The sequence below is a fragment of the Streptomyces sp. NPDC002324 genome, from assembly GCF_053593335.1.
In genome coordinates this window covers 42,237-57,655 of the sequence record NZ_JBSFCF010000021.1, presented here as the reverse complement: position 1 = coordinate 57,655, position 15,419 = coordinate 42,237, and the positions used below count along the sequence as shown (strand labels likewise).

The window sequence follows — 15,419 nt, the reverse complement described above, 5'->3', positions numbered from 1 at the left end:
GGGAACCACAGCAGGGGCCCCGTCCGCTGTGCCTCCACTCCCCCCACGTCCCAGGAGGCCACCGTGATCTCCCGCCGTATCTTCCTGTCCGCAACCGCGGCCGCCGTCGGCACGACCGCCCTCGGGGGCGCTCTCGGCGCACCCGCCCAGGCCGCGCCCGCGACCTGCCAACTCGCCCTGCGCAACGCCTCGTTGCCGGGCACGGTCCGGGCGTACGTCACCGGGCACGAGCAGGCGACGGGCGCCTGGCTGCTGCTGCGGGCCGACGGAGGGGTCTACCGGCCCACCTCGCCCCCCGCGCCCCAGACACCGCTGCCGGTCGACTGCGCGATCCCGCTCGGCCCGGCGGGGTCGGCCCCCACCGTGCTGACGCTGCCTCAGATGTACGGCGCCCGCGTCTACTTCGTACGCGACAGCACCCTGCAGTTCTTCCTCAATCCGGGCCCGGCGCTGGTCGAGCCCGCCTTCGCGACGCCCGCCGATCCCAACTACGGCAAGACCTGGTCGTTCTGCGAGTTCACCTTCAACTCCACGCAACTGTTCGCCAACATCAGTTACGTCGACCTGGTGACGGCCCTGCCGATCGGGCTGGCCCTGGAGGGCGACCGCACGCACACGGTCGCCCCGCTGCCCGACGGGGCGGTGGGCCGGATCGCCGCCGATCTGGTGGCGCAGTCGGCGCGGGACGGCCAGCCGTGGGACCGGCTCGTCATCCGGGGCGGCGACGGCAAGGTGCTGCGCGTCATCTCACCGCAGAACCTCATGGCGCCGTACTTCGACCGGCCCGACCTGATGCCGTTCCGCGCCTACTGGAACTCCTCCATCGACCAGGTGTGGCAGAAGTACCGGGGGACGGATCTGCGGATCGACCTCCAGGGCGGGCGGGGCGTCCTCGCCGGCCGCGTCTCCGGCGACACGCTCACCTTCGCCGGCGGCCACTCGTTCACCAGACCGACCTCGAAGGACATCTTCACCTGCAACCACGGTCCGTTCACCAACAACCCCGGTGACTCCGACACGAAGAAGGCGCTCCTCGCCCGTCTCGCCGCCGGATTCAACCGTTCGATCATGCTCACCCACCCCACACAGCCGAACGGGACGACGACGGCCGACTACTACCGGGGGACCGTGACGAACCACTGGTCACGGGTAGTGCACGCCAACTCGCCCATCGGGTACGCCTTTCCGTACGACGACGTGCGCCCCGACGGCCAGCCGGACGTGTCGGGCGCGGCGCACGACGGCAACCCGCGGCGGTTCACGGTGACGGTGGGCGCCTGAGCGCTCCGCCGCGATCGCCCCGGCCGACGGGCCGGGGCGGTTCGCGGCGCACCGGCGCAAGGCTCACCGGGCGTTGTTCGAGGAGGACCGGCTGCTCGGTGATCCTGATGGTGTCGCCGGGCCGAACGGCGGTCACCGTGCCGTCGAGCCGGTGCACGAAGGCGAGGCCCGGTTCGGACGTGGTCAGGGCGGTGCCGGAATCGGTCCAGCGGACGATGGCCTCGTGACTCGGCCCGGACTCCGTCACGGTGAACCTGCATTCCCACACGTTGGCGCCGAGACCCGAGGCCAGACCATGGCCACAGGAGTGGATCCGGGCGTGGGCGAGCCATCGCTGCAGCTGCTCGACCGCCAGCGCGGCCCGGGTCGGCGCCCCGCCCTCGGCCTGCAGCACGACGGGGATCTTGGTGCCGCCCCAGTTGTAGAAGTACATGCGCTCGACGTTGGCGTCGCGGGCGTACAGCCCCACGAGGTAGAAGCGCACCGCGTAGTCGGCGGCGCGGCGGCGGCTCAAGGGCTTCTGCAGGGGGATCTCGTACATGGTGCCGGTGTTCCACAGGCGTGGATGGACCCCGGCGCGGTGCAGTATGCGGTCGACGGTGCGGGTGAGCGCGAGCATGGTCTCCGGAGGATCGGAGGCCGTGCGCTGGTAGAGCTTGACGCCCGCGACATCGCAGTGCCGGTATCCGCCGAGTTCCGCGAAGCGCTCGAGGACGTGGACGGCCTCCGGCTCCCACAGACGCCCCATGCCGGGGCACACGACGGTGGCTTCCGGATCGGCGGCCCGGATCGTCCGGCCGGCTCTGCGGACCATCTCGACCAGTGTCTCCACGCTGCCGTTGTAGAACCGGGAGTCGTTCGCCAGCACCCACAGTTCGTACGCCTCGATGCGGCCCTGATATCGCCGCACGAGGGCGCGCACGAAGGTGTCCCAGTCGGCGAGACGGTCGGGCGGCGCGGCCCGGGAACCGTCGGCGTAGGGGCCGACCGGGCCGTCCGGACTCGCCCACCGCGGGGTGCCGCCCATGACGAACAGCGCGGGCAGACCGGCCCGTTCGGCACCGTCGACCAGCCGGTCGAGGACGTCCCAGTCGAACTCGCCGCGCCGGGGCTGGATGTTCGACCAGCGCGTGTCGCTGTCCCAGAGGCGCACGGCACCGGTCCGGAACGACGGCATGGTGCCCGTGGTGCTGTTGATGGTGACGCCGAAGAGGGTGGACCGTACCTGGGCCGGGGCGCTCACCCAGGCGGGTCCGGGTATCCACTGTTCCGACTTCCGTGGCGAAGTGCCGCGCAGGGCGGGGCTGCTGCTCGTCGCCGTCATGGCCACCAGAAGGGTCACCAGCACGGCCGAGAGCGCGAACAGCAGCGAGCGTCCGCGAGGTCTTCGCGTACCGTCGGCGGGCCTGACGGCCGGCACGGGTCGGGCTCGTGGTGCGGGTGGTGAGGACGGCGGCGTGCTCGCGGGCGGGCCGGTGGTGGGAGAGTCCGGTTCGGCGAGGGTGGGGGCGGGGGCAGTGGCGGGGACGTCCGGCTGCTCGGGTGCCGCGAGGGCGTCGGCCGGGAGGTCGTCCGGGATGTCGGCCGGGACATGGTCCGGAACGTGATCCGGGGAGTCGGCCGGAACGGGGGCAGGGGCGTGGTCCGGGACGTCGTCCGGGGCGTCGTCCGAGGCGTAGGACGCGGCCAGCCACAACTGGTACAGCGCGGCCATCTCGGCCTTGCCGGCGTTGCACGTCTTCGCTATGCGCTCGATCGTGGCGAAATCCGGCGGCACGATCTGCCCGGTGCAGTACCGGTACACGGTGGACTTGCTCGCACGGACGCCCTGGCCGATCCGCTGATAGCTGTGGCCACTGCGCTGCTTGAGGTCTTCGAGGAGGGCCCCGAGCTGCTTGCGATGCGACGCCTCGGCCATGCGGTTCCCCTGGTCTTCTGCCACAGCATCGGTCTGGTACCGGGCTGCCCCCCAGCAGCCGTGCGCACAGTATGCGCCACCGTAGAACGCCGGTTCGCCACGACAGAACCCGTCCGACGGCGTACTCAGGTCGTGCGCCGGGACCGCCCACTCCGGCGGAGGCGTTCCACCGCTCGGCGTTCTCCCAGTCCAGAGCGTGGACCGCGTTCCAGGCGTGCCAACTTGCCCTGCCGCTCTTGTCCTTCGGTTTCCGGCCACCGAAGATCTTCCTCGCCGGGCGAACCGGCGACGGGGGACACGCACCACGGCACGCTGCCGCGCTGACGAGACCTGCACCCGTCCGTCCCGAGCGGGGACTCCGCGGAACGTGCCGCGGGACGCCGGGACATCCAGGGAGGGAATCCTGTTGAGGAAAGGCTTCGTATACGCGGTGCTGGTCACCGTGGCCGCAGCGTCGATGAATCTGACCACGCTGACCGGTCCGGCGGCGGCGGAAACCTGTGGGACTCCGGGCTGCGGCGGTGAGGTCGACAACAACACCAACGCCTACGTGTCCATCTCCAACTGCTGGGCCGACTCCTACGGCACGTGGGAGAACGGCGACAACCTGCCGTGCCACGGCAACCCGGTGCGGGTGGGCAACATGCAGAAGGCACGGGTCTGGCTGTCCCCCGGGCAGCGGGAGGACAACTACTCGTACTTCTACGACACCGATGCCGTGAGGTTCCCGAAGGACTGCAAGACCTACTACCACTGGTGGGGCCAGTCGAGGGAAGCGCAATCCGAGGACCGCCGTGGCAAGGACGCCATCTGGCGGAAGATCAGCAGCGCCGACCACTTCTACTTCGACCGCGTCGTCTGCTGAGCCGGGACTCCTACGCGGAGGCGCGTCGTACCAGCGTGGTCGGCAGGACCACGCCGGTCGGCGCGCCGAGCGGCTCCTGGCCGCCCTGTTCGCCGACACCCCGCCGGTCCAGGCCACGGAGCAGCAGCCGCGCCATCAACCGGCCCATCTCCTCTATGTCCTGACGGATCGTCGTCAGCGGCGGATCGGAGTGCTCGGCCACCGGCAGCATGTCGTCGAAGCCGACCACGGCGACATCCTCGGGCACCCGCCGCCCCCGCTCCCGCAGCACACGCAGCGCTCCGGACGCGGACACGTCGTTGGCGGCGAACACCGCGTCCACCTCGGGACACCGGTCGAGCAGGACCCGCATCGCGCGCTCCCCGCCCGCCGGGGTGAAGTCGCCCTCGACGATCAGCCGGGGGTCGGCGTCCACCATGACGTCCCGGAACCCGTCGAGCCGGTCCACCGCGGAGGTCTGGTCGAGAGGCCCGGTGATGTGGGCGATCCGGGTGCGGCCGAGGCCGACGAGATGGCGTACGGCGTCCCGGGCGCCGCCCCGGTTGTCGCTGTCGACGTACACGGTGGGGGTGTCGCCGCGCGAGCGGTCCGCCCAGCCGGGCCGGCCGCCGAACACGGTCGGGACGCCGGCGCCCCGGATCAGGCCCGGCAGCGGGTCGTCCAGGTGCAGCGAGAAGACGAGCGCCCCGTCGACGTGCCCGCCGGCGAGATACCGGCCCACGCGCGCGTAGTCCTCCGGGCCCTCGGTGAGCAGCAGGACGAGCTGGGAGTCGTGCGCGGTCAACTCCTTGCTGATGCCCCGGAGCTGGAGGGCGAAGAAGGGGTCGGCGAAGACCCTGGTCTCCGGTTCGGCGATCACCACGGCCACCGCGTCGTGCCGCCGGGTGACGAGGCTGCGGGCCGCCTGGTTCGGTACGTACCCCAGCTCCTCGACCGCCCTGCGCACCCGCTCGACCAGCGCCTCCCGCACGCCCTCGCCCCCGTTGACCACCCGCGAGACCGTCGCCCTGGACACGCCGGCCCGCGCGGCCACGGCCTCCAGCGTGGGGCGCGACGCTGTCTCGGTCACTTGGGGACTCTCCTCCGGTGGCGGGTGCGCTCAGGATAGCCCCGGAGGGACGTCGTTGAGAGCGCTCCCCGATCATCGGCCGGTGCCCCGAAATGCCGTTGCGCGCGGGGCCGTCGCTCGTCGAGGATCCTCGGATGACCATGAGAAAGGCCCATGAGGGCTGAGCGCCTGTCCCCGTACGCCCGCCTCCCGCGCGCGTACCCCGACCTTCACCTCCGGCACAGTACGGTCGACGCCTTCGGCGGCGCCCACTGGCTGCTGACCGAGCACGTGGATCCCCCGACGCCGTACGACGCCCTGGTCGTCACGGTCACGGACGGCGGCTCCCGCACGACGTGGCTCGGCCCGGTGTCGGCCCGTTTCCCACGGCTCGACACCCTCCCGGACGGCGGCTTCGTCGTCGCCGACGCGCGAAGTCGTGACGGCTCCGACCAGGTACGGGTCTTCGACGCGCTGGGCCGCCCCTCGTGGGCGTTCCGCGTGGGCGACGGCATCGAGCACCTGCTGACCGACCAGGCCGGTGATCTGTGGATCGGCTACTTCGACGAGGGCGTCTTCGGCGACCCGCTGAGCGCGCCGGGCGCCCGCCGCTGGAGCAGCACGGGGACACCGCTGTGGGAGTACCGGCCGCCGCCGGGCGTCGACCAGATCGCCGACTGCTACGCCCTCAATGTGGGCCGTGCCGCGACCTGGGTGTACCCCTACACGCGGTTCCCGTTGGTGGAGATCCGGGGCGGCGGCTCGTTCCGTGCGCGTACGACGGCGGTGAGGGGTGCGAGGGGCGTGGCCGTGCACGAGGAGCGGGTCGCGTTCCTCGGCGGCTACCGGGGCGCCCACGACCTGCTCACCCTGGCGCGCCTCACCGAGACGTCCGTCGAGACCACCCGCACGGCGCTGCTGTCCCGCCCGGACGGCACCCCTCTGCGCCGGCGGCGCCGGATCGTGAGCCGGGGGTCGCGTCTGTACGTCCAGGAGGAGCCGTACGTCGAGTGGTTCGTGTTCGACGTCGAGGCGTCCTCGGCGGGGTGAGCCGTCGCGGGCGGCGCCCGTCCCGCCCGTCTCTCAGTGCCGGTGCGAGGCGCCGGTCGATCCGGACCCGCCCGCCGTGTCGGGCGCCTCCGGATCGACGGCCCCGTGCGGCTTGTGCGGCTCGTACCCCGGAATCGTGCCGTCCGTCTTGCGGACCAGGAACAGGCCCGCCATGCCCATGTCGGAGTGGCTCTGGACATGGCAGTGGTACATCCAGGCGCCCGCCCCGACCCCCTCGCCCGCGATGATCTGGAAGCCGAAGGAGTCGGCGGGTCCGACGATCTTGTTGTCGATGACCTGGCTGGGGTCGTCGGGGCCGGTGAGCATCCCGGTGCGGTTGTCGGCCCAGCGGTGACCGTGCATGTGGAAGGTGTGGTAGTACTCGCCGTGCGTGATGACGACGAACTCGACGCGGTCACCGACGGTGGCCTCGAAGTCGGGGCCGGTGTGGGCGGGCTTGTTGTTGATGCGCAGGTCGTTGAAGACGACGGTGACGGTCTTGTCGGGCAGCACATCGCCCTTGCGGCGGACGACGACGGGGCCGTAGAGACCCTTGCGGATGCCGCCCGTGCCGTGTGCGGTGCCGACGGCGTGGTCGTGGTAGTGCCAGTAGCCGGCGCTGCCCGCCCGCCAGGTGCCGTCCGGACGGGCGCCTGGGGCGTGCGTGCGCCAGGTGTAGGTACGGGTGCCGCCCGGCTCGACCTCGCTCCTGTTCAGCCTGGTGCCGTCGCTGGACGTCTCGTAGTCGAGGCCGTGCACGTGCAGACTCGCCGCCACGTCCATGGTGTTCTCGAACTCGATGTGCAGCGTGTCGCCCTCGTTCAGCTCGATCAGCGGGCCCGGTATGGAGGCCTTGCCCTTCGCGAAGCCGTAGCCCATCTGCCCGTCGGACAGCTTCTCGGCGTACATCTTGATGTGCTTGACCTCGCCTCCCGCCGGGGCCGTCCTGGCCCGTCCGGCGGCGCTCACGGCCTCGGGGGCGCTGACGGTCCCGATGGCCACGGACAACGATGTCGCGGCGGCGGCGCCGCCCAGCAGCACCCGCCGGTTGAACCCTCGCCTGTCCATCGCGTCCATGCGGAACTCCCCATGTTCATACGGATCTTGCGGAGACGCACCTGTGATCAACCTGTGTGACGGTAGCGGCACCCCGGCGGTTTCTCCACACCCAGGACAAAGTTCGCACCATTCCGGTCATAGGTCTTGGCGAGCCGTGCAAATGGGGGCTAGCTTCCATGGCGCCGTTGCTGTGACCGAGGAGGTGCCCATGTACTTACGAGGGTTGAGCGACGCCAAGAGACGGGCCTGGGCGGCCACGCTGACCGCTTCGGTCGTCACCGCGGGGCTCCTGGCGGGCCCCGCGGCCCACGCGGGCCAGGCGCCGGAACCGCCGTTGACAACGATGTCGATCAAGTCGCCGCCGGGCGGGTCCGGACCCCGGGTGCTGATCTTCCACGGCTCCGCGGCGGCCGGGGACGAACCGCCCGTCGTGAACGCCGGGATCGAGGCGATCGAGCGGATCGGTCTGTCGGGTCCGGCCTCCGAGCGGTTCGGGGTGGTCGCCACCGGTGACGCGTCCGTCTTCACCGACGAGGACCGGCTGAGCGGGTTCAACGCCGTCGTCTTCCTCACCGGCGGCGGTGACGTCCTCGATCCCGAGCAGGAGGCGGGGCTGGAGACCTACATGGAGGCGGGCGGCGGTTTCGTCGGCGTCCATGACGCGGCCCGCGCCGAGCCGTACTCGGACTGGTTCACGGGCCTGATCGGAGCCCGCCCGGCCGCGTCGAGCCCGGCGGGCGTACAGCGGGCGACCGTCGAGGTGGGCGACCGGCGGCATCCGGCCACCAAGGATCTGCCCGTGCAGTGGAAGCGGCCGGACAAGTGGCTCAACTGGACGAAGAACCCGTCCGGCACGGTGCACACCGTTGCCCGGGTCCGCGAGTCCACGTATCAGCCGGGAACCAGCGCCAACGGCTGGGACCACCCGGTGAGTTGGTGCCGTGACTACGACGGCGGCCGTTCCTTCTACACGGGTATGGGCGGGACCGTCTCGGCGTACGACGAGACCGACTTCCGCACGCATCTGCGTGGCGCCCTGCTGTGGACCTCCCGCCTGGCGCGGGCCGACTGCAAGGCCACCATCGACGCCAACTACAAGGCCGAGCGGCTGACCCGGCCCAACCAGCCGGGGCAGAACGACCAGATCGGCGAGCCGCACGGCCTGGTCACCGCGCCCGACGGACGGGTCCTCTACATCGGCCGGGGCGGCGCCGACTCGTCCAGGCCCGTGGTCACCGACTGGAACAACCCCGACATCGGCAGGGGCAAGGGCGAGATCCACGTCTACGACCCGAAGACCAAGCAGGTCACCCTCGCCGGCGCGCTCACCGTCTTCGGCAACAAGGGCGGCGGCGACGAGCTGATCAAGGTCGAGGAGGGCCTGCTGGGCATCGAGCTGGACCCGGGCTTCCAGCAGAACGGCTGGGTGTATCTCCACTACACCCCGCACTCCCGCATCGACCGCGACACCCGCACGGCCGAGCGCCGCGTCTCCCGCTTCACCCTCGACCTCACGACGAACAAGCTCGACCTGGGCAGCGAGAAGACCCTGCTCGCGTGGCCGGTGCAGATCCACAGCTGCTGCCACGCCGGCGGCGGGATGACCTGGGACTCCGAGGGCAACCTGTACATCGCCACCGGTGACAACAACTCCAGTGGATTCAGCGGTGGTTACTCGGGCAACAACCCCGAACCGAACTACAAGGGCCTCTCGTTCGCCGACGCGCGCCGCACCGCCGGCAACACCAACAACCTCAACGGCAAGATCCTCCGCATCCACCCGGAGCCCGACGGCACCTACACCCTGCCCGCGGGCAACCTCTTCACCGGCGAGGAGACCGCCGAGGGCGGCGGCAAGACCCGCGGTGAGATCTATGTGATGGGCGTCAGGAACCCCGCGCGGATCTTCGTCGACCGGCAGACGGACGTCCTCTACGCCGGCTGGGTCGGCCCGGACGCCGGCGCGCCCTCGACGACCTGGGGCCCGGCGAAGTACGACACCTTCGCCGCCATCACCGAGGCCGGCAACCAGGGCTGGCCGTACTGCATGGGCAACGAGCAGCCCTACCGGGACCGTAATCTGCCGGACCCGTCGAAGCCGCTGGGCTGGTACGACTGCGACCACCCGAAGAACGAGTCCCCGAACAACGACGGGCTCGTCAACCTGCCCCCGGTGACCGGCAACAACATCTGGTACTCGCCGCAGGGAGGCGCCCCCGACTTCCCCCGGGACGCAAGCGGCCTGCCCTCGTACAGGAACGAGGAGGCGAAGTACCTGCTGCCGTGGCTCAAGGGTGGCGGCCAGGCCACGATGAACGGGCCGGTCTACCGGTACTCCGCTTCCGGCGACAACTCGGCTCGCTGGCCCGCCTACTGGGACGGCAAGTGGTTCGTCGGCGACTTCTACGACGCCGACCAGCCGCGCCACGCGGTGGTCATGGACCCGAAGAACCAGGGCAGCGGCGGGCTCCCGGTCCACGCGGAGTCGCTGAAGAAGATCGTGCCCGTCGGGGCCGACGGCATCAGGAACCTCATGGACTGGAAGTTCGGACCGGACGGCGCGCTGTACGTCCTCGACTACGGACGCGGGTTCTTCACCTCGGACGCCAAGTCGGCACTGTGGCGCGTCACCTACACGGGCGGCGGTCCCACACCGGCGGCCGACGAGCTGGCGAGGAAGGCGGAGTGATGCGGGAAAGACACGTGTGGGTGACCCTGCTGGCGGCCCTGCTGATGGTGCTCGTGCTCACCTCGACACCCGCGTCCGGCCGCACGGGACAGGCACCGGCCCCGGACGCGGCCGCCCAGGTGCTGACCTGGACCGCCGGTGACGACATCACCAAGTACCTGACCGTCCCGCAGACCGCGGTGGCTGGCCCCACCACCATCGTCTTCGAGAACAGCAGGGCGACCGGCAACACCATGGGGATGCCGCACACCCTGACGTTCGACGTCTCCGACCCGGAGTACAACAACGACGTCCCGCTCAACATCCTGGCCAACCCCGGCGACGACCAGGCGGGCCGGCACACCACCGAGGTCACGCTCACCCCGGGCCGCTACCGGTACTACTGCACGATCCCCGGGCACGGTCAGATGCAGGGCATCCTCGTGGTGACGGAGGGCACCGGCGAGGACACCACCGCGCCTCAGACGTCGGCCGAGGTCGCCGGGACGCGGAACGCGCAGGGCGCGTACGTCGGATCGGCGTCGGTGACGGTGAAGGCGACCGACACGGGCGGCTCCGGGGTCGAGCGGGTCGAGTACGCGGTCGGCGACGACGGCGCCTGGCTGCCGTACACGGCGCCCCTGGTGATCGACCGGGTCGGCACGCACAAGGTCCGCTACCGCGCGGTCGACAAGGCCGGCAACACGGCGGCCGAGAAGAACGTCGGGTTCACGGTCGTGGCACCGCCGACGGACGACACGACCGCGCCCGAGACCTCGGCGACAGTGGCCGGCGAGAAGAACCCGCAGGGCGACTACGTGTCCATGGCCACCGTCACCGTCACCGCGTCGGACACCGGATCGGGCGTCAACACCATCGAGTACGCGCTCGGCGACTCGGGGGCCTGGCAGCCGTACACCACGCCCGTGATGGTGCACGAGGCCGGCACGCACAAGGTGCGGTACCGGGCCACGGACAAGGCGGGCAACGTCGCGGCCGAGAAGAACGTCTCCTTCACCGTCGTCGCCCCGCCCGCCGCCGACACCACTCCCCCGGTGACGGGCGCGACCGTCGAGGGCGAACGGAACTCCGCCGGCGCGTACCTCAGGAGTGCGAAGGTCACCGTCAGCGCGAGCGACCACGGCGGTTCGGGTGTCGCCGCGGTCGAGTACGCACTGGACGGCGGCCCCTATCTCGCCTACACCGCGCCCGTGGTGGTCGACCGGGCGGGCACCCACACGGTGACCTACCGGGCGAGCGACAAGGCGGGCAACACGGCCACCGCGCGGTCGGTGAGCTTCACCGTCGCCGCGGGCGGCGGGGTTCCGGCCCCCAACTGCGCCGAGTACGACGAGCGGTTGACCGTCTTCGTGGGCACGGTCGACTCGGGTGTGCCGAACCGGGTGACCGACAACCGGTGCCGCATCAACGAGTTGATCGAGGACGAGAAGGAGTGGACGTCCCACGCCCTGTTCCTGAAGCACGTGGACACCGTCCTCGGCAGGCTGCTCAAGGACGGGGTCGTCGACCCGCGCGAGCACACCGCCGTACGGGAGGCGGCGGCGGAGTCCGGCATCGGCAGGCCCGGCCAGACGGAGGGCTATCGCACGATCCTCGACGGCACGGCCGAGTCGTTCGCCAAGTGGCAGCAGGTGGGCGGCGGTTCGTTCGCCCGGAACGCCGACGGCTCGATCACCTCCGGCACCACGAAGGCCGGCCTCGGCATGCTGTGGTTCCCCGAGCGGAAGTACGGCGACTTCTCGCTGCGCCTGCAGTGGCGTGACGACGCGCCCGGCACGGGCAACGCCAACTCCGGTGTGTTCGTCCGCTTCCCCGGGGTCCACGACCACCCGGAGGAGTCACGGCCGGAGTGGGTGGCCATCAAGTACGGCCATGAGGTGCAGGTCTTCGACCGGCCCGACGGCGACATGTACAAGACCGGGTCGGTCTACGGCTTCGACCGGGTGGGGCTCGCCGGCGCGGGCGTCACCCAGAAGGGCACCTGGAACGACTACGAGATCCGCGTGGTCGACCAGCACTACTCGGTCTACCGCAACGGCGTGCTGATCAACGAGTTCGACAACACCGGCGGCCAGGACTTCGCCCCGCCCCGCGCGGACGACCCGGGCACCGACGGGCGCCGGTTCGCCTCGGGCCACCTCGGCCTCCAGGTGCACGGCACGACGGACGTCGTCTCCTACCGGGACGTCAGGATCAAGGAACTGTAGGGACTCCCGGGACCGCTCCGGCCCGGCCCGTTGTCAGTGGCGTACGGCAAGCTGTGATCAGTGGCTGCCGTACGCCACGGCTGTGCGACGGGGAGGCTTTGTGCTCACGGGGATCGACGACGTCGACTGGGCGTCGCTGGGGCATGCGTACACCGATTCGGCGACCGACGTACCGGACCTGCTGCGGGGCCTGGCGTCGGACGACCCCGCAGAACGGGACATCGCGCTGGACGGCATGTACGGGGCCGTGCATCACCAGGGGGACGTCTACGGCAGCACCGTGGTGTGCATCCCGTTCCTGTTCGAGCTGGCCGCGTGGGAGGGACTCGCCGACCGCGCCGCGATCGTGTACCTGCTGTGCAGCATCGCGGGCGAGGAGAAACCCGATCCGCGGGAGATCGGCGGCATCTTCGAGGACGAGGAGGAGGACGCGGCGTACGTCCAGCCGTTCCTGGACGCCTGGGAAAAGGTCCGGGGGCGTGCCGACGCCTTCCTCGGGCTGCTGGCCGACCCGGACGCGGACGTGCGCGCGGCGGCCGCCGAGGCGCTGGCACAGCTGCACCCCGATCCGGTGCGGGCCTTCGCCGCGCTGGGCGCGCGGCTGCCGCACGAGCGGGAGCCGGAGGCACAGCGGGCTCTGGTGGACGCGGTCGGGGAGCTGGCCGTCAGACACGGGGAGCGTCTGGCGGAGGAGGCGGGGGCCGTGCTGGGGGCGGCGGCGCGATCGGACGACTGTGCCCCCGAGGCACGGCTGAGCGCTCTGGATCACCTGGCGCGCAGCGCCCCCGACCGGCTGCCCGAGAACACCGTGGAGATCGCCGTCGGGGTGATGCGGCACGCCCACGAGCGGAAGGCGGCCGCCGCCGGGACGGCCCGGCCCCCGTCCGAGCGCCCCCGGACGGACACCCTGGTGTCGCATCTGCGCGAGCTGGAGGCCACGCGTCGCACGGAGGCCGACCACGACGACGAGACCCCCGACATTCTGCGCAGGCTCCATCGCGGTCTGGAGGACCGGACCGACATACGGTTCCCGCTGCTGGTCGACCAGCTCGGCAGCCCGGACCGGGAGCAGCGCATGCGGGCGATCGCCATGTGCGGTGAGGTACTGCGGGGGTGGCGTGCCCCGGACGACGAACCGGTCATCGCGCTCGCCCGGCAGCTTCGGGCGCCCGAACTCGCGCTGTGCCGGGCCGCGTTGGGGGAACTGCGCACTCTCGCTCCGATCACCCGTGTCGTGACCGACGACGTGGTGGACTTCCTCACGGAGTTCGCGGAGCGCCGCAGAGGCGACGAGAGCGGCCTGTCCTGGGACGACATGGCGTTCGGCAGGGCCATCGACCTGCTCGCGCTCCAGGGCGACGAGCGCGTGGCGAACGCGGTGCGCTCCGTGGTGGCCCGGCTCCCCGAGCTGCCCCCGCACCTCGAACGGTGGCTCCGGGCTTTCGACCACGACACCGCCGCCGAGCTGGGCCCCGTGCTGCACGAACGGCTCGCCGCGCTCGGACCGGACGACCGGAGCACCACCGGGGACCGGCTCGTCGGCGCCCTGGGTCTGATCGCCCACGCCGAGTCGCCGGCCCTGCTCGTCGACCGGCTCCGCGCGGGCGGGGACAGCCGGACGACCCAGTGGTGCGTGCTGCGGGCCCTGTCCCGGTACGGCGAGGCGGCGGCCGAAACGGCACCGCTGCTCAGGGAGTTGACCCATGGCGCCGGGTCCGCCGACACCCGCCTGGCGGCGGCCCATGCCCTGTGGGCGACGACAGGGGACAGCGCGACGGCACTGCCGGCCCTGCGGACCGGTCTGGAGTCCGACGACGCCTCCACCCGTGACGTCGCCCTGCGGCTGCTCGGCACCCTGGGTCCGGCCGCGGCGCCCCTGGGCGACCTCCTGCGTACGACGGAGGAAACCGCACGTGCGGCGGTCACCTTCTGGCAGGTGACGGGCGACATCGACGCGGCACTGCCCCGCCTCCTCCCCCACTGGACCGCCGATCCGAGGTCCCGGCCGTCCCTGGCCGCCTGCCTCACGGAAATGGGCGCCGCCGCGGCACCGGCGCTCCCCCTGCTCCGGGCGGAGCTGGCGTCACCGCGCCGCCATCACCACGACGGGTCGGCCGGTCCGCGGCAGGACATCACCGCCGACGAGGAGCTGCTGAGGGACTGCCGCCAGATGGTGGCCGCACTGGAGAGCGACGCGGAGACCGACGCGGGGCGGGGCACCGGGTGACCGGCATGGGTGCGGCTGAAGCGACCCGGTCCGCGTCTCACGCCTTCCTGGCCCTGCTCGGCTGCACCCGCTTCGGCTCGCCCGGCATCTTCGGGTACTCCGGCGGATACGGCAGATCCCCGAGCCCGTGGTCGTGTTCGTCCCGCGCCGCCAGCTCCAGCAGCGCCTCCAGGGAGAACGCGTGCTCGTCCATGTCGGCATGGACATCGCCGACCTCCGCGAAGCGCGCCGGCATCGTCCCCAGGTCGAAGTCGCGCGGCACGGCGACGCCCACCTCGTCCCAGATGAGGGGCGCGGAGACGGGCGCGTGTGGGTGGGGTCGTACGGAGTAGGCGGAGGCGATGGTGCGGTCGCGGGCGGTCTGGTTGTAGTCGACGAAGATCTTCGCGCCGCGTTCCTCCTTCCACCAGGCCGTGGTCACCTGCTCCGGCATCCGGCGCTCCAGTTCGCGGGCCACGGCGATGGCCGACCGGCGCACCTGGGTGAACGTCCAGTCGGGCCGGATCGGCACGAAGACGTGCAGGCCGCGGCCGCCGGAGGTCTTGGGCCAGCCGCGCAGCCCGCCGTACTCGTGCAGGACCTCGCGCAGTTCGTGCGCGGCGCGTACCGCGTCCGCGTAGTCGGTGCCGGGCTGGGGGTCGAGGTCGATACGGAGTTCGTCGGGGCGGTCGACGTCGCCGCGGCGGACCGGCCACGGGTGGAAGGTGAGCGTGCCGAACTGCGCCGCCCACACTACGGCGGCGACCTCGGTGGGACACATCTCGTCGGCGCTGCGGCCGCTGGGGAAGGTGATGTGGGCGGTGGGAATCCAGTCGGGCATGTTCTTGGGTGCCCGCTTCTGGAAGAAGTTCTCGCCCGCGACCCCCTCCGGGTAGCGCTCCAGCGTGGTGGGCCGGTCGCGCAGGGCCCGCAGGATGCCGGGTCCTACGGCGATGTAGTAGCGCGCGAGGTCCAGCTTGGTGAAGCCGCGCTCGGGGAAGAAGATCTTCCCCGGGCTGGACAGCCGTACCGTCCGCCCCGCAGCCTCCAGCTCCACCGCTTCGCCCATGCGAGCCACGGTAGGCGGAACGGAGGA

At 71.5% G+C, this 15,419-nt stretch carries 10 protein-coding genes; 6 read left to right on the top strand and 4 right to left on the bottom strand.

Features of this window, described 5'->3' with window-relative positions; all coding sequences use genetic code 11:
- Positions 1-63 precede the first annotated feature (63 nt).
- Positions 64-1,281 (top strand): glycoside hydrolase family 64 protein, encoded by a 1,218-nt coding sequence (locus ACWCRJ_RS25630; RefSeq protein WP_450941485.1) that lies wholly within the window; start codon positions 64-66, stop codon positions 1,279-1,281.
- On the opposite strand, the gene ACWCRJ_RS25625 is transcribed toward ACWCRJ_RS25630, so the two are convergent.
- The gene (locus ACWCRJ_RS25625; protein ID WP_450941484.1) at positions 1,259-3,199 is read right to left on the bottom strand and encodes a helix-turn-helix domain-containing protein; all 1,941 of its coding nucleotides are present in this window, start codon (positions 3,197-3,199) and stop codon (positions 1,259-1,261) included. The genes ACWCRJ_RS25630 and ACWCRJ_RS25625 overlap by 23 nt on opposite strands.
- A gap of 406 nt (positions 3,200-3,605) precedes the next feature.
- On the opposite strand from ACWCRJ_RS25625, the gene ACWCRJ_RS25620 reads away from it, so the two are divergent.
- The gene (locus tag ACWCRJ_RS25620) at positions 3,606-4,064 is read left to right on the top strand and encodes a hypothetical protein (protein ID WP_450941483.1); all 459 of its coding nucleotides are present in this window, start codon (positions 3,606-3,608) and stop codon (positions 4,062-4,064) included.
- Between the two features lie 10 nt (positions 4,065-4,074).
- Here ACWCRJ_RS25620 and ACWCRJ_RS25615 read toward each other — a convergent pair whose 3' ends face one another.
- Positions 4,075-5,133, bottom strand: a complete 1,059-nt coding sequence (locus ACWCRJ_RS25615) for a LacI family DNA-binding transcriptional regulator (RefSeq protein WP_450941482.1) — start codon at positions 5,131-5,133, stop codon at positions 4,075-4,077.
- A 153-nt stretch (positions 5,134-5,286) separates the two neighbouring features.
- Between ACWCRJ_RS25615 and ACWCRJ_RS25610 the strand changes: the two genes are divergently transcribed.
- Positions 5,287-6,162: a hypothetical protein gene (locus tag ACWCRJ_RS25610; protein ID WP_450941481.1), complete on the top strand. Its 876-nt coding sequence runs from the start codon at positions 5,287-5,289 to the stop codon at positions 6,160-6,162.
- A gap of 33 nt (positions 6,163-6,195) precedes the next feature.
- Here the strand turns inward: ACWCRJ_RS25610 and ACWCRJ_RS25605 are convergent, their stop codons facing one another.
- Positions 6,196-7,230: a multicopper oxidase domain-containing protein gene (locus ACWCRJ_RS25605; protein ID WP_450941567.1), complete on the bottom strand. Its 1,035-nt coding sequence runs from the start codon at positions 7,228-7,230 to the stop codon at positions 6,196-6,198.
- 199 nt (positions 7,231-7,429) lie between these two features.
- Between ACWCRJ_RS25605 and ACWCRJ_RS25600 the strand changes: the two genes are divergently transcribed.
- The 3 genes from ACWCRJ_RS25600 (at position 7,430) to ACWCRJ_RS25590 (ending at position 14,344) form a co-directional block, all read left to right on the top strand.
- Positions 7,430-9,910: a ThuA domain-containing protein gene (locus tag ACWCRJ_RS25600; RefSeq protein WP_450941480.1), complete on the top strand. Its 2,481-nt coding sequence runs from the start codon at positions 7,430-7,432 to the stop codon at positions 9,908-9,910.
- Positions 9,910-12,117 carry an OmpL47-type beta-barrel domain-containing protein gene (locus tag ACWCRJ_RS25595; RefSeq protein WP_450941479.1) on the top strand — a complete coding sequence of 736 codons (2,208 nt, stop codon included), beginning with the start codon at positions 9,910-9,912 and terminating at the stop codon, positions 12,115-12,117. Before ACWCRJ_RS25600 ends, ACWCRJ_RS25595 begins: the two co-directional genes overlap by 1 nt.
- A gap of 100 nt (positions 12,118-12,217) precedes the next feature.
- Entirely contained in the window at positions 12,218-14,344 is a 2,127-nt protein-coding gene (locus tag ACWCRJ_RS25590; RefSeq protein WP_450941478.1) for a HEAT repeat domain-containing protein, read from the top strand.
- A 37-nt stretch (positions 14,345-14,381) separates the two neighbouring features.
- Here the strand turns inward: ACWCRJ_RS25590 and ligD are convergent, their stop codons facing one another.
- Positions 14,382-15,392, bottom strand: coding sequence for a non-homologous end-joining DNA ligase (gene ligD, locus ACWCRJ_RS25585; protein WP_450941477.1), 1,011 nt, complete (start codon positions 15,390-15,392; stop codon positions 14,382-14,384).
- Positions 15,393-15,419 lie beyond the last annotated feature (27 nt).